Origin of the sequence: Paenibacillus durus ATCC 35681, assembly GCF_000993825.1 — a bacterium.
In the GTDB taxonomy this organism is placed as follows: domain Bacteria; phylum Bacillota; class Bacilli; order Paenibacillales; family Paenibacillaceae; genus Paenibacillus_AQ; species Paenibacillus_AQ durus_B.
This window is the reverse complement of sequence record NZ_CP011114.1, coordinates 877880-900262: the sequence shown is the minus strand read 5'-3', so window position 1 is coordinate 900262 and position 22383 is coordinate 877880. Positions and strand designations below refer to the sequence as shown.

22 protein-coding genes are annotated in these 22383 nt (G+C 44.8%); 4 read left to right on the top strand and 18 right to left on the bottom strand.

Going from position 1 to position 22383, the window contains the following annotated elements:
- Positions 1–218: 218 nt before the first annotated feature.
- The 7 genes from VK70_RS04095 to VK70_RS04065 all read right to left on the bottom strand — a co-directional run bounded on the left by VK70_RS04095 (position 219) and on the right by VK70_RS04065 (position 5182).
- The gene (locus tag VK70_RS04095) at positions 219–1202 is read right to left on the bottom strand and encodes an SDR family NAD(P)-dependent oxidoreductase (RefSeq protein WP_025694463.1); all 984 of its coding nucleotides are present in this window, start codon (positions 1200–1202) and stop codon (positions 219–221) included.
- 181 nt (positions 1203–1383) lie between these two features.
- The gene (locus VK70_RS26995) at positions 1384–1797 is read right to left on the bottom strand and encodes a MerR family transcriptional regulator (protein WP_081754748.1); all 414 of its coding nucleotides are present in this window, start codon (positions 1795–1797) and stop codon (positions 1384–1386) included.
- Positions 1798–1969: 172 nt separating this feature from the next.
- Positions 1970–2665, bottom strand: a complete 696-nt coding sequence (locus tag VK70_RS04085) for an aspartate/glutamate racemase family protein (RefSeq protein ID WP_025694465.1) — start codon at positions 2663–2665, stop codon at positions 1970–1972.
- Positions 2666–2683: 18 nt separating this feature from the next.
- Positions 2684–2989 carry a YciI family protein gene (locus VK70_RS04080; protein WP_025694466.1) on the bottom strand — a complete coding sequence of 102 codons (306 nt, stop codon included), beginning with the start codon at positions 2987–2989 and terminating at the stop codon, positions 2684–2686.
- A 49-nt stretch (positions 2990–3038) separates the two neighbouring features.
- Positions 3039–3920: a DMT family transporter gene (locus tag VK70_RS04075; RefSeq protein WP_025694467.1), complete on the bottom strand. Its 882-nt coding sequence runs from the start codon at positions 3918–3920 to the stop codon at positions 3039–3041.
- Between the two features lie 93 nt (positions 3921–4013).
- Entirely contained in the window at positions 4014–4787 is a 774-nt protein-coding gene (locus VK70_RS04070) for a PhzF family phenazine biosynthesis protein (RefSeq protein ID WP_025694468.1), read from the bottom strand.
- Positions 4788–4804: 17 nt separating this feature from the next.
- Positions 4805–5182: a RidA family protein gene (locus tag VK70_RS04065; protein WP_025694469.1), complete on the bottom strand. Its 378-nt coding sequence runs from the start codon at positions 5180–5182 to the stop codon at positions 4805–4807.
- Positions 5183–5290: 108 nt separating this feature from the next.
- Here VK70_RS04065 and VK70_RS04060 point away from each other — a divergent pair, with 108 nt between their 5' ends.
- Entirely contained in the window at positions 5291–6685 is a 1395-nt protein-coding gene (locus VK70_RS04060) for an aminotransferase-like domain-containing protein (RefSeq protein ID WP_025694470.1), read from the top strand.
- A 54-nt stretch (positions 6686–6739) separates the two neighbouring features.
- On the opposite strand, the gene VK70_RS04055 is transcribed toward VK70_RS04060, so the two are convergent.
- On the bottom strand, positions 6740–7372 hold the full coding sequence (locus VK70_RS04055) for an MOSC domain-containing protein (protein WP_025694471.1): 633 nt from the start codon (positions 7370–7372) through the stop codon (positions 6740–6742).
- A 156-nt stretch (positions 7373–7528) separates the two neighbouring features.
- On the opposite strand from VK70_RS04055, the gene pdxR reads away from it, so the two are divergent.
- Positions 7529–8944 (top strand): MocR-like pyridoxine biosynthesis transcription factor PdxR, encoded by a 1416-nt coding sequence (gene pdxR / locus VK70_RS04050; protein ID WP_025694472.1) that lies wholly within the window; start codon positions 7529–7531, stop codon positions 8942–8944.
- Between the two features lie 73 nt (positions 8945–9017).
- Here the strand turns inward: pdxR and VK70_RS04045 are convergent, their stop codons facing one another.
- On the bottom strand, positions 9018–9932 hold the full coding sequence (locus VK70_RS04045) for a LysR family transcriptional regulator (RefSeq protein WP_025694473.1): 915 nt from the start codon (positions 9930–9932) through the stop codon (positions 9018–9020).
- Between the two features lie 268 nt (positions 9933–10200).
- Here VK70_RS04045 and VK70_RS04040 point away from each other — a divergent pair, with 268 nt between their 5' ends.
- Together VK70_RS04040 and VK70_RS04035 are read left to right on the top strand one after the other, a co-directional pair.
- Positions 10201–10998, top strand: coding sequence for a dihydrodipicolinate synthase family protein (locus VK70_RS04040; RefSeq protein WP_025694474.1), 798 nt, complete (start codon positions 10201–10203; stop codon positions 10996–10998).
- 141 nt (positions 10999–11139) lie between these two features.
- Positions 11140–12366: a CynX/NimT family MFS transporter gene (locus tag VK70_RS04035; RefSeq protein ID WP_025694475.1), complete on the top strand. Its 1227-nt coding sequence runs from the start codon at positions 11140–11142 to the stop codon at positions 12364–12366.
- 200 nt (positions 12367–12566) lie between these two features.
- Here the strand turns inward: VK70_RS04035 and sigK are convergent, their stop codons facing one another.
- The 9 genes from sigK to VK70_RS03995 all read right to left on the bottom strand — a co-directional run bounded on the left by sigK (position 12567) and on the right by VK70_RS03995 (position 22379).
- Positions 12567–13268, bottom strand: coding sequence for an RNA polymerase sporulation sigma factor SigK (gene sigK / locus VK70_RS04030; RefSeq protein WP_025694476.1), 702 nt, complete (start codon positions 13266–13268; stop codon positions 12567–12569).
- Positions 13269–13424: 156 nt separating this feature from the next.
- A complete protein-coding gene (locus tag VK70_RS04025; protein ID WP_025694477.1) occupies positions 13425–13973 on the bottom strand; it encodes a flavin reductase family protein in 549 nt (182 codons plus the stop codon).
- 34 nt (positions 13974–14007) lie between these two features.
- Positions 14008–14706: an N-acyl homoserine lactonase family protein gene (locus VK70_RS04020; RefSeq protein ID WP_025694478.1), complete on the bottom strand. Its 699-nt coding sequence runs from the start codon at positions 14704–14706 to the stop codon at positions 14008–14010.
- A 182-nt stretch (positions 14707–14888) separates the two neighbouring features.
- Positions 14889–15056: a tautomerase family protein gene (locus VK70_RS26990; protein ID WP_081754751.1), complete on the bottom strand. Its 168-nt coding sequence runs from the start codon at positions 15054–15056 to the stop codon at positions 14889–14891.
- A 95-nt stretch (positions 15057–15151) separates the two neighbouring features.
- Complete coding sequence (locus VK70_RS04015; RefSeq protein ID WP_025694479.1) at positions 15152–15820, bottom strand: helix-turn-helix transcriptional regulator; 669 nt, start codon at positions 15818–15820, stop codon at positions 15152–15154.
- Positions 15821–16118: 298 nt separating this feature from the next.
- Entirely contained in the window at positions 16119–16868 is a 750-nt protein-coding gene (locus tag VK70_RS04010) for a hypothetical protein (protein WP_046722840.1), read from the bottom strand.
- Positions 16869–16951: 83 nt separating this feature from the next.
- The gene (locus VK70_RS04005; protein ID WP_046722838.1) at positions 16952–19045 is read right to left on the bottom strand and encodes a 3-keto-disaccharide hydrolase; all 2094 of its coding nucleotides are present in this window, start codon (positions 19043–19045) and stop codon (positions 16952–16954) included.
- A 30-nt stretch (positions 19046–19075) separates the two neighbouring features.
- Positions 19076–20656: a helix-turn-helix domain-containing protein gene (locus tag VK70_RS04000; protein ID WP_025695469.1), complete on the bottom strand. Its 1581-nt coding sequence runs from the start codon at positions 20654–20656 to the stop codon at positions 19076–19078.
- A complete protein-coding gene (locus tag VK70_RS03995) occupies positions 20631–22379 on the bottom strand; it encodes a sensor histidine kinase (RefSeq protein WP_046722837.1) in 1749 nt (582 codons plus the stop codon). Before VK70_RS03995 ends, VK70_RS04000 begins: the two co-directional genes overlap by 26 nt.
- Positions 22380–22383: the final 4 nt, after the last annotated feature.

The window sequence follows — 22383 nt, the reverse complement described above, 5'->3', positions numbered from 1 at the left end:
CTGGACCAAAGGGCGTTCCGTCCGGTTCACCGAGGGTAGCGCTCCGCCTCAATCGTCGGGGAACCTGCTGCTTGTGTTAGCTGCTTGTGTTAAAAGAAAATAAATTATTATTATAGACTGAACAGAAAAAAGCAGCTGCCTTATAGACGTGAAAAATAGTCCTAGACGGGCAGCTGCATTATTCAATTAGCGTCCCCCTTACCTCTACGGATGCAGTATTATACGGTTGGTAAATTGGTCTCTGTCAGCTCGGCAGAGAGTTCCCATAGGCGCACGGCTTGCTGAGGATCGACCGCGTAGTCCTTGACTCCGATTTGGGTGCCGTCGTCAGGAGCCGGTTCTGCGATGTCACAGTCCTCGCAGTAGATTCCACCGAAGCCGGCAAGTTTGGGAGAGGTAGCCGCCCACACTTGGGTAGCGGCGCCCTGCTGAGGTGTCTTGAATGTTGGATCGGCCGGTTTGCCGTTTTCGTCAATCCAACCCAGCGCGACCATATCATCCTTTGTCAGATGGCGCTGCAGCGGCGTCAGAATTGCGCCAGGGTGTAGCGAAAATGCCCGTACACCGTGCTCAGCACCACGCTTGTCGAGCTCGACGGCAAACAGGATGTTGGCGGTCTTGGATTGCCCGTAGGCAAGGAACCTGTCGTAACTACTGTGCTTGAACTGCACGTCGTCCCAACGGATCGGCGATAGGTGGTGGCCAGCTGAGGATACAGATACCACACGCGCTCCCCCCTCGGCAACGAGCGCTGGCCACAGCAGGTTGATCAGAGTAAAATGGCCCAGGTGGTTGATGGCGAACTGGGCCTCCCAGTCAGGCCCCACCCTAGTCTCCGGGCAGGCCATGATCCCGGCGCTGAGGATAGCAATGTCGATACTTCTACCACTGGCCAGAAATCGATCGCTAAATGCCCGGACGCTGGAGAGGTCCGAAAGGTCAAGCTCAGCTACCTCAACACCTTTCAAGCCAGCGAGCGCCCGTTCAGCAGAGGCGGGACGACGCGCCGGAACGATGACATGGGCTCCGGCGCTGGCGAGGGCCCGTGTGGTCTCCAATCCTAAGCCCGAGTACCCACCGGTCACGATAGCCAGACGTCCCGAGAGATTGCTTTCGTGCAGTACCTCATCGGCGGTGCTTCGATTGCCGAATCCGGAGCCAATTCTGTGCTGCATAGTTTTTGAATAATTTTGTTGCTGCATGGTGTTTCATCTCCTTACTGATATTCTCATATCCACCATACAACCTGTAGTGCACTTAAGGTCAAGTACTGTCCTAAAACCAATGGTTTTCGTCATCATCTCGGGTTCTCGAGTGTATAGCTGCCGATTTTGGGAGCTGAAAAGGGAAGATAACCGCAAAAGCGCATAGCGCCATCGTTTCTCATTTACCGGCGGTCCAGAGGTGCTGTGCGGTTCCTTGCTCAAGGTGCTGTTCGTAGACGCCCACTTTCCAGTTGATGAGTTCGAGACAGTCGTTCAGTTCGGCAACTTGGACGGCGACTCGTTGTTGGTGTTCGCGGAGGATATTAAGTCGTTCGTGCTCATTTCCAGGGCCCTGACGGACCAATTCCGCGAACCGTTTGATCTGGGCAATCGGCATTCCAGAAGCTCGGAGCTTGGTACAGATGCCGAGCCACTCGACATCGGCCGGGCTGTAGCGACGGCGGCCGCCGTTGTCGCGTGCAACCCGGGTGGACAACAGCAGGCCTTCGCGTTCGTAGAATCGCAGCGAGGGGATGCTCAGCCCAGTGCGCTCGGCAACTTGACCAATACTTAGTTCCTGATCAGTATCCATTTGAAGCGTCACCTCTCATTAATTAAAAATTCTGCACATTAGTTCAATAACACCGCGGCATCCCTGCACGGTTCCGCTGTTATTATTCGATCAAGGTGAATTATGCTGAGACAACGTTGATAAAATTCCCAGGTTATTTTGCTCTGAAATGAATTCCCTTAATGACCGATCGTTATTTAAAAATGGTATCAACAATCTTATTAATGTGGATTTCTGTTGTATTTAATGAATGGATAGTTAAATCTTCACTTTTGATTAACATAGGGATTTCTGTGCAGCCCAATATGACCCCTTGTATACCGTCTCTATTTATCATTTGATTGATGATGTTTATAAATCCTTTTTTTGTTTCGTTGTTCACGATGCCATTGAATAATTCTTCAACAAGTTTTCCATGAATATATTCCTGTTCCGATTGATTAGGCACTACCATCTCTATATTGTGAAAAATAAATGGTTTTTGATAAAAATCATTTTCCATCGTAAACTTGGTTCCTATAAGACCAATCTTTTCTAAGTTCAATTCTTGTGCTTTTAAATATGTTTCTTCTACAATGCTTATCATAGGTACTTGGACTTGTTGTTGAATTTGTTCAAAAACAATATGTGGTGTGTTTCCAGACATTACTACAAAATCAGCCCCAACACTTTCTAATTTTTGAACAGCATCAGTTAAGTAATGAATTAATTCTTGTGTCTGTCCATTCATAAGCAAATTATACATCTTGTACATATTAATGCTGTTAATAAAGAGTTCCGGTAATTCTTCTTTACTACCAATCTTTGCTTGAAATTTAGAAATGATCGATTGGTAATAATCTACTGTTGATTCTGGTCCTATCCCTCCAACAATTCCAACCTTGTTCATCTTATCAGTCCCCTATCTTCATTCATAAAGTTTCATAAATATAGGTGCCACTCTAAAAGGTTGTATTTCTATTTTCTTCCATACATTTCCGACCACATAAGGTTCAATCTTCAGCCAATTATCCAGTTCTTCTCTCGATGAATAGTCCACTACCATCATTGAGCCTATCATTTTCCCTGCATCATCAAGGATAGCTCCACCATACAAATGCTGCCCTTCTTTAAATCTGCTTTCTACCGATTCTAAATGTTCTTCCCTTGCCATTAATCTTCTTTCCATTGCACTTTCATCAGTGCCGTCATAAGCTGTAATAATGTATTGCATGATTCAAATCTCCCTTTCCTTGAAGCATCCGCTTGTCTGAGAATTAAGTTTATGTTGCGTTTTTTACAGCCTTACTTTGACCACTGGCTAAGACAGCTCCAAAAATAGTAATAAATCCTCCTACCCATGTGATGCCAGATATTTGTTCCTGTAATAGAAGAACACCAAATAAAACCGTCCAAACCGGAAGGAAGTTAATATAGGGTGCTGCACGACCTGCACCAACGATTTTCACACCTGCGTTCCACGCAAAATATGCAATAACTGACGCAAAGGTACTCACATAAAAAATACCAATCCATGCATTTTTGGTCATATGAATCAAACTTGGATCAACGGTACCAATACAACTAATTGCACTAAGAAGCGTACCGTAAAAGGCGGCTCCAGCAGTCAAGGTTAGCGCATCAATCTTTCTTCCATACTTTTTACCAAGAACCGTATACATTCCCCAGGCTACACATGATAAAAGGATTTCAATTTCTCCAAGAATGGATCCTTCAGAAGATGTCGTTTGTTTACCTTGAATCAGCAGGATAACACCAATTATTGATATGATTGCTCCAATCCATGCTTTGGTTTTAATTTTTTCTTTAAGAAAAAATGGGGTGAAGACTAAGATGGTAATGGGAATACCTGCTGAGATCATTCCCGCTTGTGAGGCACTAATGGATTTTAACCCCAAATAATTTAAGGTTGAAAAGCCGAATACACCTAAAAACCCCAACACCAAAAATTCCTTCCACCGTATAAAGATCGGAAGTTGTTTCTTATTAAGCATCAATAATCCCCAAAGTATAAGCGTTGAAATTGCCCAGCGTATTGTATTCAATAATGTTGCTGGTAACGCTGGACCTAAAAAACGTCCACATATGTAGTTGCCCGCCCAAAGAAAGGTAGCCACTACTAATAATAAAATTCCTTTTTGCATTGTTTTGATCCTTTCTACTCCCCTATTGATTGGAGAAGCAGTCATTCGTGCAGCGCGCGGGAATTTGGTTAAAACCTCAAAATTTCCAAAAATTTAAACATATATTTCTGCTATGGAATATAAAGCAGCCTTACCGCTTAATTTCGTACGTGTTCCCTCATAATCACAATATAGGACTCCTCCACGAGCTGATGCCTGATAAGCAACTATTGATTTTTTATTTAGCCGATCTGCCCAGAACGGAATGATATGACAGTGTCCGCTACCGCATACAGGATCTTCAGGTACACTACATTTTGGTGCAAATGATCTTGATACACAGTTATAATCTTTTCCTTCAGCTGTAACATGCAATAATAGGCCATCCAGTTTTTTTACCTTATCTTGGTCAGGATTTACGTTGCGGACTTGTTCTTCTGTTTCCAGAATACAAACCAGGTCTCTTCCCATGTATGCCTCTAGCGGCCTTATACCAATAGCCTCTGCCATTTCATCGGTTACTTCTACCTTTTTCAAATCATATGATGGAAAGTCTATTTCAAATAAATCATCCTTTTTTAACACAACAAGCTCCCCGCTCATTGTCTGAAACGTGATTCTCTCCCCATTTTTTTCATAATAGTTAGCAATGACATACGCTGTTGCCAATGTTGCATGGCCGCAAAGGTCAATTTCCCCACCCGGTGTAAACCATCTAAGCCGGTATTCATCTCCTTCTTTCACTGCAAAAGCGGTTTCGGAAAGATTATTTTCAGCAGTGATTTTCAGCATCAACTCGTCCGGAAGCCATTCATCCATAACGCATACCGCTGCCGGATTGCCTCCAAAAACTTTATCTGTGAACGCATCAACTACATACTGTTTCATTGATTTACCCTCCCTTTCTATTCTCCCAAATAAGCAATGGCTTCAACCTCACACAATATACCAAGAGGAAGGGATTTCACAGCCACACAGCTTCTGGCCGGTTTCTCCGTAAAATACTTTTCATATACCGCATTAAAAGCAGCAAAGTCAGACATATCGGCAAGAAAACACGTCGTTTTAACGACTTTTGTGTAATCTGTCCCAGCTTCCTTAAACAATTCACCGAGGTTTTTCATCGTCTGCTCCGCTTGAGCTTCAATTCCACCTATAACGACCGTACCATCTTTAGGATTGAGTCCTCCTTGACCTGAAGTAAAGAGAAAATTTCCAGCTACATATCCTTGTGAGTAGGGGCCGATAGCTGCCGGTGCTTCTGTTGTACTAATTTTGTTCATTATTCGCTTCCCTCCATACAATTTTTAATTTGTATTCATTATAAAGTCATGTTATTATGCATACAATAATTCAATTGTATGTACGACAATGTTTTTGGAGGTAACGCTGTGCCAATTAATTCATTCGATAATTTCCCAATGTCTTGGAAACCTGATAAATCCCTGATGAAACAACCTTATTTTACGTCTTTAGCAGATCAGTTAGAGCATGATATAAAAAATGGCAGCCTGGCTCCTGGAACCAAACTGCCGCCACAACGTGAGCTTGCGGATTATCTTGACTTAAACTTTACGACCATTACCCGTGCGTATAATCTCTGTAAAAAAAAGGGGTTGATATACGGTACAACCGGCAGGGGTACATTCGTTTCCCCTCACGTAAATGAATCCATAACAATTACCGGTGCTGACCTTTCTCCTAGTTGTATTGAAATGGGGATGGTAAGCGGTTTTGAACAATACAATGAACTGGTGGCGCAGGCAACAAAATCAGTCGTAGAAAAAGGTTATCTAAACAGTCTTTATGAATACTCATATCCGACGGGCCATCCCCACCAACTGGCTGCGGCCATCCGCTGGCTGGAACAAATGGGTGTCCATGTTGACAGCAACCACATTGCCATTTTCTCTGGTGCCCAAAACACCTTAACTGTTGCACTCATTTCCTTATTCGAACCAGGAGATAAAATTGCCACAGATGAATATACCTACTCCAATTTTGTTGAACTGGCTAAACTACTAAACATTCAATTAGTCCCTATTTCCGGAGATCACAATGGTATGCGGGCTGATTTATTGGAACTACAGTGTAAACAGAAGAAAATTAACGGCATTTATCTAATGCCAAGCTGCGCAAATCCGACCACCATTAAAATTTCATTGTCCAGAAAAAGAGAACTGGCCGAGGTTATCAGGCGCCACAAACTGATTTTAATTGAAGATGAAATTTTCGCCTGCATGATTACTGGCCTGAAGAAATATGAAACAGTACCCCTGTTCAGTTTGGTTCCTGAGCAAACTCTCTATATAAGCAGTACAAGTAAAACTCTTTGTAGTGGCATCCGTATTGCTTATCTTGCATTCGCCGAGAATTTCCGCGAGAAAATATTACATGGTCTATTCAATACCAATATCAAGACTTCTTCATTAGATGCAGAGATTATTACAGAATTATTTTTAAATGGAAATGCCTATGCTATTGTTGAAAAAAAACGTGAACTTGCTGCAAAAGCAGGTGCAATTTTTGAACGATATTTTCCAGAGTGTCCTTCACCAGGAACACCGTATTGTTTTTATCGCTGGCTGCCGATTCCAAGCACTAAACCTTCCTTCCAAGTGGAAAAAGAATTAGAACAAGCCGGTATCAGAGTCTACCACTCCGACCGATTTATTGTCAGAAATCCAACGGATAAACCATTCCTTCGGGTCTCTCTTTCTGCCGCAGGCAGTATGAGTAAACTTGAAAAAGGATTGGCTATTTTGAAAGAATATCTGGAAACATAGGCTCAAAACCGAAATTAAATGCTTTATAGAGCTAAAGTTTTAAATAATGGGCAATTATAATAACTTTAAAAATCTTTTCCTCCAGTCCTCTGCAAGAGCCTCAACTTCTAATATTTTTTCAATGGCTGCTTTGTCCGTTTTTTGATGAAAAAGAACTTTTGTAGCAAAAAATACAGATATCTGGTTTTTATCTCTTTCCACAAGCTCTATTTTTGAATTGGAGTTAATGATTCCTTCTTCTATCACTCTAAAAAAGTAACCTGTTAGAGATGTTTCAACGACTTTTTTTAAAAAAGACTTTTCTTCATTATATTTAGAGATAGTGTCACAAGGTACTCTTCCCTGTGTTACCTGAATAACAGTCTCCCCTATTCTATATATATCCCCTATATAAACCTGTTCTTCCAACATTCCTGTTGCTGTGATATTCTCTCCAAAAGCTGGAGGATTCAGTTTCTTATTGAACTTGTCCTCCCAATAGGAATAATGCTCAAATGGATATAAACATACTGCACGATCAATGCCGCCGTGAAACTTGTGGTTTGCAACATCATCACCAATGAAACCAGACTTTTTTAACTCAACAGCTTGTACAAATGATTTTCCTATTGCGGAAAATTCTTTTTTTCTGTTCCAATCGTATTCCTTCGGTTTTCCAACAGCTAAATGAATGATTTTGCGATCCATAAATTTACCTCATTTCTTTTATATAAAGAGTGTATGAGAGTATTGACTCTAATAAAAGGGACAATTTTTAAAAAGCGAATGAGGTCAGAGAGAGGTTAGATATAAGAGTTTTTAGGTTAGTGGTTTATAATAAGGTACAGACAGCAGGAGGTAAATATGTTAGAATTCATTCCTTTATTAGATAAGAACAGCAAGGTTCCTCTTTATGTTCAGTTATATCAATATATAAAACAAAAAATAGAAGAGGGTAAAATTCCCGAAGGATCCATTTTACCTTCCATTCGATATTTGTCGAGGCAATTAAGAATTAGTAAAAATACCGTAGAAAGTGCTTATCAGCAATTAATAGCAGAAGGATATGTAGCAAGTACAGCGAGAATTGGTTTGACGGTACTTCCATTAGAGAAACCTATTCTCTCTCCTCCTTTACAAGAAACCAGACGTAAAACCAAGGTACCTTTGGAAAATAAGGAGGAAACATTTTATTATGATTTTAAATACGGAGATATTGATGTGAATTCTTTTCCTCTTCATACTTGGAAGCGTTGTTTAACTAAAGCTTTAATAAATGAACCTGAGCAATTATTAAATCCAGGAGAAAGAAAAGGAGATATTGGTCTACGTAAGGAATTAGCAGATTATTTATTTCAATCACGAGGAGTAAATTGCTCTGTAGAACAAATTGTTATTTGTTCTGGCACTCAGCATGCCATAAGCCTTATTATCCAGTTACTTTCTACTGGAGAACGTTCAGTCGCTATGGAAAATCCGAGTTATGATGGAGCTCAATCCGTTTTTAATAACCATGGATGGGCAATCAAACCTATTGGACTTGAAGAAGATGGGATAGATATAGAACAACTTCAAAAGGTCAAGGCGAAAGCAGCCTATATAACACCTTCTCATCAATTTCCTTATGGAATGGTACTTCCTATAAAAAAACGATTGTTACTGTTAGAATGGGCAAGTAAAAACCATAGCTTTATTATTGAAGACGATTATGACAGTGAATTCCGGTATCAGGGACAACCTATTCCTTCGTTGAAAGCTTTAGATGCCAAAGAAAATGTCATTTATTTGGGCACTTTTTCTAAGTCTTTTTCTCCTGCAGTAAGGGTCAGTTATATTGTCTTACCCCCAAATTTAACAGATGTATATCAGCATATGTATATTAATTACTATCAGTCTGTACCGTCTATTGTCCAAAAAGGCTTATCTATATTTATGAGTGAAGGTCATTTTACAAGTCATATTCGAAGAATGAGAAAAGTATATCAAAAAAAACACCAAGCGCTTGTGGATGCGTTAAACAAATATATGGGTAGACATATTGAGATTGTTGGACAAAAAGCAGGACTACATCTATTAGTAAATGTTAAGAATCGGTCTACAAAAGAATTAGTGAAGGAAGCCAAAAAGGTTGGTGTAAGAGTTTATAATCCAACTTTTTATGCACTGTATGAAAGCGAAGTTAATTCATCATTGGTCATGATGGGCTTTGGAGGAATTTCAGAAGAGAAAATAGATAAAGGAGTTCAATTACTCCAAAAAGCTTGGTTTACTGATAATTAGTTGTATTAAAAAGCTACGAATCCTATGAGTGCTAAAGGGTTCGTAGCTTCTTTCTTTAAAATGGGTGGACTGTTTAATCAGTGCCTTCCATAGAATTCTGATTTAAATGGAGTGAAGCCTCTTTTAGGGTATTAATAAAAATACGTGTCGCAGCACTCAGGTATTTATCTTTCCTGTAGATAATTCCTATATATCGAGCAAGATTAGCATTTAGAATGGGAATAATTCTGATACGAGGATGGTTAAGGTACTCTAAGTACGGTCTCGGTAATATAGTTACCCCGACCCTATCTATAACCATATTAATTAAAGACTGCATGGTTGTAATTTCAAAGATCGGTTCTGGAATAAACCCTTGGTCTTTACAAGCTTTATTTATAAGCTGTCTTATAAAATATTGCTCAGGAAGTAAGATAGAAGGTGTTGTTTGCAAGACTTCTATACCTAATTTATTCTGATTCTCTAACGGGTGTCCAACAGGCACTGCAAACGCCATTTCCTCTCTATATAAAGAAATGGTTTCTAATTCGTCTCCTTTCATAGGTAAAAAAACAATGCCTATATCCAACTTATTTTCTAATAGTTGTTTTTGAATATCCCCAGTACGTAATCCAAACACAGAGATCTTAACACCAGGATATAGATGATGGAAACTACGTAATGTGGGCGGAATGAGGTAATTTTCAACGGTTAACAAGGTGCCTATAGAAATGGTTCCTCTTTGAAGGCCATTTAGTTCATTTATTGAGGTTTTTGCCTGTTCCAGTTCATGAAAAATGTTACGTGTATACTTTAAGAGTAATTCCCCTGATTCTGTAAGAGCCGTCTTTTTACCAATGCGATCAAATAAAGGTGTGCCAATTTCATGTTCTAATAAACGAATTTGTTGGCTTAAAGAAGGTTGAGAAATCCCTACCTTTTCTGCTGCTCTTGTAAAATGTAGTTCTTGGCACACAGCGTAAAAATATTCAAGTTGTCTTAACTCCATTCTAAAGCCTCCTGATTTAAACGGTAATAGTGCCTACATATTCATTTTGCAAATTCATTAACATGATTTCTAAAGGAATCCTATAAACAGTCTAGGATATTATACATTATATCATAGGTTAAACCTATGATTATTATACAAACAATTGAATCGCACTATTGATTGAATTGTCTTAGACTATTAGTTGCACAGGAATCCAAGTAAAGTCTTTAATTCTAAAAGTATAAATTCTTTAAACTGTGTAAAAATTTTGTGGAGGATATAACTGTTGAAAAATTTTAATGTTGCTATTCCAACTCCCTTTCGTGATGATGAGAGCTTGTATTTAGAAGGATTCAATCCCATTGTTAAACATTTAACAGATAACGGGATAGATTCACTACTTGTGTCTGCTACGACAGGCGAACAAAATTCAATGAGCATTGAAGAGCGTATCCAGATTATTGATTATTTTAATCAACAAAATTTTGAAAATGTTGAACTGATGTTTGGCGTATCAGCTACAAGAACAAGAAATGCAATAAAACTGGTTAAAAAGCTTGAGGAATCTGTTTTTAATTCTATTCTAATTCAGTTTCCACCTTATATTCAGCCGACACAACAACAGGCTATTTCTTATATCAATGAGCTGCTACAACATACCACCAAAAACGTTGTCCTTTATAATAATCCTTTCCGAACAGGATTTGAGCTAAGTGCTGAATCATTAAAGACTATTATTAACCAGAAGCACTCTAACCTTGTAGGACTTAAAGAAGAGAGTGATGCCAAACGTCACCATAATACTGACTTACCAAATGATTTCATCATGTTCGCTGGTGGAGATGTAAATCTTACAGAAAAGATAATGAATGGATGTAATGGACTTTCTAGTATGGTAGGAAATGTTTACCCACAAGAAATCAAACAAATTTTTAATGACTTAATAATGAATAAACCAGTTGATCTTTGGAAGATAAACCAATTAATTAATAAAGTTACAAGTGGTCAAGCCATAATAAACATAAAAAATCACTATAATTCTTTAGGTATAAAAGTAGGGGCTTGTCGTTCTCCTATTAACTAACGGGGAAGTCCAAAGATTCGCTTAGTTTAATTAAACTGTTTAAAAGTAACCGTCAAGCAGAAAACAACATTTTATGTTCTCTGCTTGCGGATACTATTTGGAACAAGCTTTAGTATTAAATACGGAGGATCTATAGCGATCATGGATATTTCACAAAAAACAAATCAACTAGAACAACCGAAACCGGAGCTAAAGCCTAGAATAGGATTACTTATTATAGGTATCATCCTAATGGGAGCCAATCTCAGAGCCCCACTAACATCAGTGGGCCCACTAATAAATTCTATACGTGACAGTTTAGGCATATCTAATATACTAGCAGGGACAATAACTACAGTACCTTTACTTACTTTTGCATTCTTATCCCCTTTTGCCCCTAAGTTAGCCCAACGTTTTAGTACGGAGTTTATCCTATTTATTTCTTTAATCTTATTAACCATTGGATTTGGAATACGTTCTTTTGGTGGTGTAAAAACCTTATTTATAGGAACAATCTTAATTGGTTCATGTATTGCCATTGGTAATGTATTACTCCCCAGTCTCATTAAACATAACTTTGCACAAAATGTAGGAATGATAACAGGGATTTATATAGTCTCTATGAATTTATGTGGAGCTATTGGATCCGGTATAAGTATCCCCATTTCCTCATTATCAGGGTTAGGATGGTCAGGAGCTCTCGGATGCTGGGGAATCTTATCTCTTCTTACACTTTTCTTTTGGTTACCACAATTACAAAATCAACATAAATCTATTAGATTTGTACAAACTGAAAAGAAAGTTAAATCTATTAACTTATGGCATTCTAAACTAGCATGGAATGTCACGTTATTTATGGGTTTTCAATCCTTAATCTTTTATACCATGATTACGTGGCTTCCTGAAATTCTTAAACAAAAAGGGCTGAACACTCATGAAGCTGGCTGGATGTTGTCTTTAATGCAATTTGCTATGCTTCCTACTACGTTTATTGTCTCTATTTTAGCTGGACGTTTAAAAAAGCAGTATTCATTAGTACTGGTTTCAGTCGTCTTGCTTATTGGAGGGTTATTCGGTATCTTATACGGAAGCACGACCCTTATTCTAATATGGATTATTATGGTTGGAATTGGAGTGGGATTTGCCTTTAGTTTAGCTATGATGTTTTTTAGTTTACGTACTCAAAATACGAATGAGGCAGCAGAATTATCCGGTATGGCTCAATCAATAGGTTATCTTTTGTCTGCTATCGGCCCTGTCTTATTTGGATGGTTGCATGATGTGACACATAATTGGAATACTTCTCTACTGATGTTAGTTTTAACTTCTGTTATCATCTTTATCACGGGTATAGGCGCAGGAAAAAATGAATATGTAGCCTCTAAATAGCCACAAATCTCCTCTCTAGCGTTTCTATTCTAAAGAGGAAATTTTCTTTGATTATTTGACGGTGTCTTTTAGTTTCCTTTGATTTGTGCTTTATTTCCTCCACTTACACTCCTCCTTTCTAGGCGTACCGCCAGCAAAACGAAAAAAAACCGTTAAGCAAAAAAAGAGACCTGCCCACCGGGAGGTCTCCTTTCATTTCCCTAACGCTTCGCCTTATAAAACTCATGATACAGCTTCATGAGCGCCCGCTTTTCGATCCGCGACACGTAGCTGCGGCTAATACCCAGCTCTTTCGCGATCTCCCGCTGCGTCCGCTCCTCTCCCCCTGTGTCCAGACCGAAGCGGCCGACCACGACTTCTTTTTCCCGGTCATCCAAAATATCCAGATTGCGGTAGATCTTGCTCTTCTCGATCTTTAGATCCACCTCTTTAATCACGTCGTCCGTATCGGAGCCCAGGATATCTATCAATGTAATTTCGTTTCCTTCTTTGTCCGTACCAATGGGGTCGTGCAGGGATACATCCTTGCGGGTCTTCTTGAGCGAGCGAAGATGCATCAGTATTTCGTTTTCTATACAGCGAGCGGCGAATGTGGCCAGTTTGGTCCCTTTATTGGGCCGGTAGCTCTCAATGGCCTTGATGAGCCCGATCGTGCCGATGGAGATCAGATCCTCCATGTCTTCGCCGGTGTTGTCGAATTTCTTCACGATATGGGCTACGAGCCGCAAGTTATGTTCAATCAGCAAATTCCGGGCTCTGGCGTCTCCCTCCGCCATCATCCCCAGGTATCGGCTTTCCTCTTCCTCCGTCAGCGGTTGGGGAAACGCGTTGTTCCTCACATACGATACCAGCAGCGTCAGTTCTTTGATCAGCAGCGCAATGGTGCTAAGAAATCCGGGCACTTTGGCGACACCTCCCGCACTTGTACAATGAAACCGGTCAGTAAGTCTTACGGGTTCACGGTCATTTCATTGTATGTGGGCGAGGGCCTAGAAGTGCCTGTACGAGGAAAAACACTGGCGCTTTATATCCGAAATCCTTCGCACTAACTCCCTTTTTTAGAGTAAAGACTTACCTATGGACCAAGCATCGGCAAGAACGTCACCGACCTTTAGATATTTTCTTTGATAAATATCAAAAAGTAATGGTTTTGCCAATGAAATATCCACATTATTCTCTATCAGACTGTTTTCATTCCAATAGGTATTTTTAACCTTGCATACATAGACATTATGATTAGGCATTTCAATAATTTCAACCACTTCACACTCCATGCAAGCGGAAGCCCCTTTAATCATAGGAGCACCTTTCAAGTCTCCATAAAAACTTTCAAATACACTTGATTTGTCAACTTTCGCTCCGGAAACAAGCCCTACATAATCTGCTTTAGCTACCATTTCTTCAGAAGGGATATTGATACTCATGGTCATGTTTTCCTTTAGCCCTTTATTGGAGTACTGGATCTTACCGAGGCTTACCAAAATTGTCTGACTATCCAACAAACCTGTGTAGGCAACAGTAATATAATTAACTTTACCGTCAAATTCCGAGCCAATCACTACCAATGGTATAGGGCTGAGCGCAACTTTTGCATCAACTTTCTTCATCACAATACATTACCTCCAAGAAAAATTTCGCACTTTATTGGTAATACTCGGGCGACTTTTTCAGGCATGGCCATTGTACAGGATCATGACCAAATACCAATAGATTTACATCATGTTCTTTTTCAAGTATTTTCAGTTTTTTAATACTATTAGTCTTCATGTGGGATTCCTTATCAAAATCATTGGCTTTTTCAGACATGTATTCATCCTGACGAAAGACCGCATCCCCTGTAATAATCACACCACCGAAGGAAGGGAGTTTCACTAAAACCGATTGATGTCCAATAATATGACCGGGTGTATGAATCAAATGAATACCTGGGGCAAATTCGAAGTCCCCCTCTATCAGTTGATAATTAAGATGGGACAAGTCCCAATATTTCCTGTACATTTGAAGTCGGCTACTTGTCCCGCTTTTAGCAAGTTCATAGTGCTCTTTTTGTATCAGGAATGTTGCATTGAAAAAAAGATCATGGTAACCACAGTGATCCGGATCCAGATGTGTACATATTACGTAATGAATATCCCTTGGGGTTAAACCAATAGATAAAAGCCGCTTTTCAACGGTATCTTCTTCCTCTACCAATAAATTCCCCGAAAAAGGGTCATCTTTCCTGAATCCTGTGTCCACTAAAATGTTTTTGCCATCATCAGTTTGAATTAAAAATCCAGAAACCGGAATTTTAGTTGCTTCATCTAAGACAAATCCATATTGATAAATATAAAGTTTCACTATATGCCCCTCTCTTTCAAATAAATATACTTATGCATAATATCACCTGAATCCGCAAACTATTGTTAAAAACATCTATGATCCGATTTTTTCCATACATTAAATATATAGTAATTTATAGAAAATCAGAAGTAAAGTTTACAGATTCGGTTTTGTAAGTAAGTTTGTTTAATATAGGAATTTTATTTTTTTATCAATTCAGACACAGGGATTCCACTCACTCCAATATTATCGGGAGACTTCTCATCAATAAGTACAATCACTGTTTCTCTTGGAACTTTTGTAACTTCACATGCCAAATCCGTAAAGCCTTTAATAATTCTTTCCATTGATAAGATGGTTATGAACATGCAGGACGATTTCCTTCACCTCTCCTGAATACATGTTAAATAGCCTCCCGAGATATACGGACACATCAAAATCGACCCGGTTAAAAGTTTGATCCCTAGCATCCAGATGGTGGATACGATCTATACGGTAATGCCTCAAGTTGTCCTCTCCCGCTCTTTTTCCAATTCAGATAATAATAGTCGCTGTTCCAGACCAATTCATAAGGCTCAACAATGTATGGGTTGTTATTGTTATGAAATGAAAGCTTCTTGTCCGTTCCGTATTTTGCGTAGGTAAAGCTTACGATCTTTCGCTGGTCTATGGCATGATGCAGTACAAAAATCCAGTTCTGTACCTCTTCATTCTCTGTTTTTACGGCATGATTTATAAAGATTTCATTAGCGAGATGACTTGCCTCCTCTTCACTGGCCATCATCTTCAGGAAATCTACAATTTCCCTCGTCTTTCTTACGGATAACGAACGGGAAGAAGTTACGGCATCAATTAGAATCCGAAGCTGTTCTAGGGTTAGATCCCGTCTTAAAAGCTGGTATCTCCATGCTCCGTTCTTTTCTCCCCTTATATGAAAGCCAATTTCTTTTAGAAATTTGATGTCCCGTTGAATGGTGTCTCTCTTCACATTATGATTTGGATACCGCAATCGTAATAACTCATCGATCTCGGAAAGTGCCAGCATTGTATTCGGATTGGAATGCTGCTCAAGAATTTCTTTTATTTCCCACAACCGGTATTTGGCATTCAACTCTGTTTTTTTCGTAACCATATGTTCCCCCATTACAGCTGCTATTTTGTCTCGTTATCTTCGACATTTACTATATTCTTCCTGCAAAAAAAGCCCTTGTTCACTGATTCAGCGAACTAAAGGCCCAAAAACTTTTATTTCTTGCTGTTATTTAAAGCACCCGAAATATCATTTGCCCATGCTGGAAGCATATCTTCCGTTGGAATATGGTGACCGCCATTTCTAATCCTTGAAGCATATTCTCTAAGGTACAATCTCGTCATTTGCATATTCTTTAATAATCTTGCCCAGATTTGTCTAGGGAGCCGTAACGTTCCGGTCACTCGACCGACAGCTTTTCGTACAGGGAAGGATTGACCCGGACGACGGCGTTCGCCTCCTGCCGGTTCAGCCACGCTTTGTAGCGTTCGTCGTCCATCGGCCTGCCGGAGCGGTTGCCGTCTTCCTCGGCAAGCCGCTGCCGCAGCGCCAGTTCCAGATTGGCCAGTGTATATAGGTAATAGGCCTTTTCGCTGTACTGCTTCGGACCATAGACTGGTTCGCCGCGCCGGAGCCGGCTGCTCCGCGTCCGATTCTCCGCGTCCAGCCGCGACAAGAACGCCTCATACCCGATGTCTTCTATGATTCCAGCTTCCTTGGCGGCAATCTGCTGGACCTTGACCCGGATCAGAAGGGCCAGCGTCTTCTTTTTCAGCAGACCAAGCGGCGTCTCTCCTCTGGTGTCGGAGGTCCAGAAGCCCTTGGCGCCCGGGTCGGCTCCGTCCTTCGCCGTCTCGGCGGCAACCTCGCCCCGCAGCTCCAGCATGCGGGTCCGGAACTCGCCGTACGCGACAGGTTCGCCGTTTACCCACGCGACGGGGGTAAAGAGGTCGGGCTCCATCACCCCGCCGCCCACTTCGGAAACAGTAAGTTCGGCAGGCGGCGAACAGGCGGCGGGCGCCAGCAGCGTCAGCAGCATCACAAGCAGCAGCGCCCGTGCCGCCAGCGCCCGAAGCCGGTGCCGTCCTCCATCCGCCAAGCGCAGGGGGAATTTGCGGCTTCCGCCCCTCGCCCTCGTTCTAACGGTCATCGTTCATCCCTCCTTGTTCGCCCCCGCGTTCTTGCAGGATGCGTGACCGCGGCGGACGGCTAACCGAGCAGGATAACCGGCCGCTACTCTGTCACCCGCACATTGTCGAACGATGCCATGCCGGAGTGAACGCGTAGGCCGATTTTGCCTGAGGCGAGTTCTGCTTCACTGCCGGTCCAGGAGATGAGATCCGTGCCGTCAACGGCCCCGGTAATGGACGCGCCCTGAACCGTCGCCTTCAGTCTATATACCTGATTCGGATTTACGGTTACCGGCACACTGACTAGCATTTGGAGATTGCCTCCCGTCTTCTTGTACAGATCAGCGGTGCTGCCCGTGTCGTTCAACCGGAACATATAAAAATTGTTCGCATCCTGATAGCGGAACAGAATGCCGGCATTGCCGCCGAGCTTCTTCACCTTCACATCCGCTTCAAGGCTGTAGTCGGTCCAGGAGGCTTCGCCGGCGAAAGCGATCGATTCCCCGTAAAGGCCATTTTGGGCGTAGACCAGCGAATCCTCGGTCCCAATGTCCCAGCTTCCTCCGGCCGTGGACCAGCCGTCCGCCGTTCCGTCTTCGAAGCCGTCCTCAAGCAACGCCCCCGTAGAGCCCGCCGTTCCCGGGGCTTCGTATACGCCGATGTCGGGCGCCCCGCTGTACAGCGGGTTGCCGAAGAAGTCGGCGCCGCCGTTGCCCCAGACAACGGCACCGGCATTGATGGCCGGCGAGCCTTCGGCCAGTTTGTACGCCGAAGCGGTGTCGATGCCGGACGCGCCGCCGCCGTTCAAAAACTGCGGGTCGGCCACAACCTTGCCGGGGTCATCCGGCACGTTCGAGTTCGCGCCGTAGAACAAGTTGTGGCTGTATTTCACGTAACTGCTATTCACGTACGTTCCCCCAGAGGCGTTATAGAAAATATTGTTGCTGTAATATGCCATTCCGCTCGTGCTTGATTTGGTCAGACTCGATGCGATTCCATTGTCGCGGTAGATGACATTGTTGTAGATGTGCAGATTGCCGCCGCCCGGCCTTAAATTGAACGTGCCGAAGGCATCATAGTCGTTCTGGCTGATATTGTAGCGAAAAATATTATTGTTCGTACTGTCCATAACCAGCAGGGCGCCGCCTTCGTTGTGATGGCTGAAGTTGTATTGATAGATGCTGTCGTTCACCTTGATGTCGAAGTCCCAAGCCTGGCCGTCTCCTTGAAGAACCTTAGTGTTGAAGGCTTCGTTGTGCTGAAACACGGCCCCGGTAGTGTAATAAGCCCACTGCGCGGCGACATAACTGATGTTATCCAGATAATTGACCACCGATGTATCGACGTCGCAGCTGACGCCGATCTCGTTCGTCGTGTTGTACTCAATCAGCGGCGAGACGCCGGCGCGGACGAGAATCCCGTCCCGGTGAATCTTCTCTACATAGTTGCCGCTTATAATCAAATGGGTAAAAGCGTCCTGCTTATGGGCCCAGGAAGTATTGGCGAAGGCATCCGTCATCACTTGAATGCCGGTATCCGCTACGTTGATCACCGTATTGTCCTCAATCCGCACGTCATCCCAGGTGCTCTCGGGATCGGAATTACCGCCGCGCGCGTGAACATTGATGCCTCCGGTTCTCCGGTCCGTACCGAATACGTCATGGATGTCGTTTCCCTTGATATAGATATGCTTGAACGCGCCGGCGCCCGCCCCTTCACCGACGACAAGAATGCCGCTTCGGCGCATGTCGGTCGCGTGCTGCCCGCTCGTTATTTCCAAATTGTTAATTTCCCAATACGATACATTCTTGAGGCGTACGCCGAACCCTTCTCCGCCCACCGCTGTATTGCCGAAGTTAATCAGCGGTTTGGGCCCGATTCCGTACTGGTCGACCACGATTGGGGTTCCTTCGATGCCCGATCCTTTCAGGTCCAGATAGGTATCGTTCCAGACCGAACCGGCTTTGAGCAGAATATGGTCGCCGGGGCCGAACACGGTCGAATTGACCTTGGTGAGCGATTTCCAGGGACTTTCCTCGCTCGTACCGCCGTTCTCATCGCTTCCCGCCGAAGCGTCCACATAATACGTTGTGCCCGCCGCTGCGGCCCGGCCCGCCGGCATGAGGCCGACCGGACCAAATAACAGGGCTGCCATAAGCGGAAGCAGTAATAATTTTCTCAAAGTAACCGCTTTCATAATTATTCCCCCTAATTTACTAGCCCCGTTCTATACATTCTTGAACTCACTGGGGCTCTTGCCGCTGTACTTCTTGAAGACCTTGGAGAAATAAGCCCGGTCCGAGAACCCGAGCGTATAAGCCACATTTTCAACGGTCTCGTGCTCCCGGCGGAGCATGGAGATCGCAATGGAGATTTTGTAGCGATTGACATAATCCGTAAATTTCATCCCGGCCAGCCGCTTGAAATAACGGGAGAAATAGCTGGGGTTCAGGTGCAGATGCTCCGCCATGTCCACCGACGTGATCGTCCGGTCGACATGCTCCCGCAGTAAATCATCGATGGCCTGAAGCCGAATGTCCTTCTCCAGCTCGCTGATCGGCGTCAGCGCCTGATGCTGCCACAGGTTCCACAGCTCCCGCTTCGTCAGGTGCGCCGCTTCCTCCGCCCGAAGGGACCGGCTTAAGTGGACGAAGAACGCTTCCTCCGCCGTTCCGTTCGTCTCGGACGCCATCTTGCGGACGCAATCCGCGTATGCTTCTTTAAGCAGCCTTGGCGCCCAATGCTCCGCTTCGGCATGCTGCATCAGCTTGCCCACGGCCAGGTCGATCCAGGCGGCATTGTCTTCCTCCAGCGCCAGCAATAGCATCGCCTTCTCTTTCTCCGGTTTCGATTCGGCCGCCTGAAGGAATGTGCGGTCCGGCTTCAGCATCGCGGTCGGCAGGGCTGGGCCGTAGAAGCTGTGGTCGCGGTACTCCGCCAGCCGCTTGTAGGTCTCAACGAACTGCCGGACCGGAGCGGCCTCCGCCGCGTAGAAGCCGCGCACGCTAACCTTCAGATACTGCTCCGCCTTCTCCCGGACAGACATCATATACCGGATCAGCTCATCTTCCGGGACATTCCGGTCTTTGGTGTTCCACAGCAAATAAATGTCCGCCTCTCCGTCCATCAGCGCCGTGATCGATGCCGGACCAGAGGACGACAGCTCCGCCGCGATGTTGCCGACCGCAAAATGCAGAAGCGGCATGTCTCGGTACCGGTAGCGGCCGACGACGGAGGCGGCGTCGATATGCAGGAAGCCGTGGCGAAGATAGGGCAGCTTCCAGGAAATGCCGAGCCGTTCGCCGAACAGCAGAATATTGTCCCATTCCCCGCCTTCGGAGAGCAACTGCTTCAGGAAATTCTGCTTCAGCACCTCCCGGTTACGCTCGATCGCCTGCTGGAACGAGTAGCGCTCCAGCAGCTCCCGGCGTCTCCGGAAACGCTCCAGCGCCTTGCCGACGCTGTTCCGGAGCTGCTCCGGCGTAAGCTCATCCTTGATGAGATAATCGTCGGCCTCGAGCTGAATCGCCCGTTTGGAATAATGAAAATCTTCATAACAGGTCAGGAAAATAAGCCGCACCTCCGGCTTCATCATTCGGAACGCTTCCGCCAGCTCCAGTCCGTCCATACCGGGAAGCCCGATATCGACGATGGCCAGATCAGGCAGCCTGTCATGAAACAGCTCCAGCGCCTGTTCGCTGCCGGAAGCCGCAGCGGCCACCTCAAGCTCCAGATCGAGACAGCCCAGCAAATGCTTCACATAATCCAGCATAGGCACATCGTCATCGATCAACATGACCGTCATCATATGAAGAAACCTCCTTGCCGCCCGTCACCGGGATATAGAATGTAAAAATCATGCCGCCGTCCGGGTTCGCTGCCGCCGTCAGGCGCGACCGGTAACCGTACAGCACCTGCAGCCGCCGCGCCGTGTTAATCAGCCCCACGCCCTTCTCCGGCTGCGGCAGCTCGGGCTCCGCGCCCGACAGGCGGCGGCTCAGCCGCTTGATCGCCTCCTCGGCCATTCCCCGGCCGTTGTCGGAGATCGTGATTTCAAGCATGCCGCCGCTTAGGCGCGATTCCAGCTCGATGCGGGGATGCTCGGGACGGGCGGAGAAGCCGTGGCCGATCGCGTTCTCGACGACGGGCTGCAGCAGCAGCCTCGGCAGCTCCAGCTCTTCCGTTCCCGGCTCCAGCCGGTATTGAAAGGCGATGTCCAGCCGGTTGCGGACCTGCATCACCTGCACATAGCTGCCAAGGATGGCGCACTCTTCGGCAAGCTGAATAGGCTGATCGGCATGGACGTAGGCCCGCTGCAGCTTCATCAGCGCGTCGATCATCGCCCCGTGGGTGGTGTCGCCAGCCATCAGCAGATTGACCTTGATCGAATTCAGCGTATTGAGCAGAAAATGCGGCCGGATCTGCGCCGACAGCGCCCGAAGCTCAAGTCTCCGCTTCTCTTCCTGCTCGCTTTCCACCTGATGCAGCAGCTGGTTGATATCCTCCAGCATCTGGTTAAAAGCAGCCGACAGCATTGCCACCTCGTCCTTGCCCTTGACCGGTATCCGCACGTCGCGGTTGCCGCCGACATACTGCTTGACGCTGGCGCGCAGCAGACTGATCGGCTTGTTCATATACCCTGCCCAGAACATGGACAGTACCAGAAAGGCCAGAAAAAACACGCCAAATACCGAGACGGACACGAGAAACTCCCGGTTGATATGGCTGTCGATCGAACTGCGGGGAAGCTCGCTGGCCAGCAGCCAGCCGGTCCTTTCGATCCGTATCTCGCTACGCAGCGGCTTTTTCCGGTCCACCGCCTCGCTTCCCCGGCGTACGGCGATCGTCTCCCCTGCCGAATCGACCAGCGACAGAACGACGGAAGCGTTGCCCGTATCCAGCAGATTCTCAAAATAATGGCGGGGAATGCCGATGAACAGAGTGCCCAGCTTCTCATGGTTGCGCGGATCGAAGATAAAACGGGCGGCATAATAGTATTCCGGAACAGCGGCGCTTTCCCGGTAGGGAAACCACTGAAGCACCGTCTCTTCTCCCAGGTTCAGCCTGCCGCTCTCCTGCAGGAAGCGGTCAGGCAATTTCGAGAAGACGGGGCGGTCCAGGTTGCCCATAATAATCCGGTTGTTCCGGTTGACGATCATAATTTCAAGGTCCGCGTCGAGCGCCTGTATCGTCAGAATGCCGCCTATCGATTTCAATTTGGCTTGATGGATGTAGGACTTGTAATCACCGAAGCTCTCGGCTTTAGTTAAGTAGCGCAGACTGTTCAGGACTTCGGGATCATAGGTTTCGGAGAGATAGAGGGATGCGAAGGAAATGCTGTCTATCGTTTTTTCGATCTGATTGGCGATGACGGTGATCGTCTCTTCGTTACTGCGAAGGATTTTGTCGCTTACGTTCTGACGCACGGATTGGTAAGACCAAAAGGTCACGGCGGCAAAAGGCAGCAGAATCAGGGCCAGGAACGAGAGCTGCAGCCTCCGATGATAGGAGAAACGGCTCATCCATTGCATAACG

What these genes read in the sequence shown, in the direction of transcription:
- VK70_RS04095 (WP_025694463.1), bottom strand. Translation starts at nt 1,202, where the DNA reads ATGCAGCAACAAAATTATTCAAAAACTATGCAGCACAGAATTGGCTCC.
- VK70_RS26995 (WP_081754748.1), bottom strand. Translation starts at nt 1,797, where the DNA reads ATGGATACTGATCAGGAACTAAGTATTGGTCAAGTTGCCGAGCGCACT.
- VK70_RS04085 (WP_025694465.1), bottom strand. Translation starts at nt 2,665, where the DNA reads ATGAACAAGGTTGGAATTGTTGGAGGGATAGGACCAGAATCAACAGTA.
- VK70_RS04080 (WP_025694466.1), bottom strand. Translation starts at nt 2,989, where the DNA reads ATGCAATACATTATTACAGCTTATGACGGCACTGATGAAAGTGCAATG.
- VK70_RS04075 (WP_025694467.1), bottom strand. Translation starts at nt 3,920, where the DNA reads ATGCAAAAAGGAATTTTATTATTAGTAGTGGCTACCTTTCTTTGGGCG.
- VK70_RS04070 (WP_025694468.1), bottom strand. Translation starts at nt 4,787, where the DNA reads ATGAAACAGTATGTAGTTGATGCGTTCACAGATAAAGTTTTTGGAGGC.
- VK70_RS04065 (WP_025694469.1), bottom strand. Translation starts at nt 5,182, where the DNA reads ATGAACAAAATTAGTACAACAGAAGCACCGGCAGCTATCGGCCCCTAC.
- VK70_RS04055 (WP_025694471.1), bottom strand. Translation starts at nt 7,372, where the DNA reads ATGGATCGCAAAATCATTCATTTAGCTGTTGGAAAACCGAAGGAATAC.
- pdxR (WP_025694472.1), top strand. Translation starts at nt 7,529, where the DNA reads ATGTTAGAATTCATTCCTTTATTAGATAAGAACAGCAAGGTTCCTCTT.
- VK70_RS04045 (WP_025694473.1), bottom strand. Translation starts at nt 9,932, where the DNA reads ATGGAGTTAAGACAACTTGAATATTTTTACGCTGTGTGCCAAGAACTA.
- VK70_RS04035 (WP_025694475.1), top strand. Translation starts at nt 11,140, where the DNA reads ATGGATATTTCACAAAAAACAAATCAACTAGAACAACCGAAACCGGAG.
- VK70_RS04025 (WP_025694477.1), bottom strand. Translation starts at nt 13,973, where the DNA reads ATGAAGAAAGTTGATGCAAAAGTTGCGCTCAGCCCTATACCATTGGTA.
- VK70_RS26990 (WP_081754751.1), bottom strand. Translation starts at nt 15,056, where the DNA reads ATGTTCATAACCATCTTATCAATGGAAAGAATTATTAAAGGCTTTACG.
- VK70_RS04015 (WP_025694479.1), bottom strand. Translation starts at nt 15,820, where the DNA reads ATGGTTACGAAAAAAACAGAGTTGAATGCCAAATACCGGTTGTGGGAA.
- VK70_RS04010 (WP_046722840.1), bottom strand. Translation starts at nt 16,868, where the DNA reads ATGACCGTTAGAACGAGGGCGAGGGGCGGAAGCCGCAAATTCCCCCTG.
- VK70_RS04005 (WP_046722838.1), bottom strand. Translation starts at nt 19,045, where the DNA reads ATGAAAGCGGTTACTTTGAGAAAATTATTACTGCTTCCGCTTATGGCA.
- VK70_RS04000 (WP_025695469.1), bottom strand. Translation starts at nt 20,656, where the DNA reads ATGATGACGGTCATGTTGATCGATGACGATGTGCCTATGCTGGATTAT.
- VK70_RS03995 (WP_046722837.1), bottom strand. Translation starts at nt 22,379, where the DNA reads ATGCAATGGATGAGCCGTTTCTCCTATCATCGGAGGCTGCAGCTCTCG.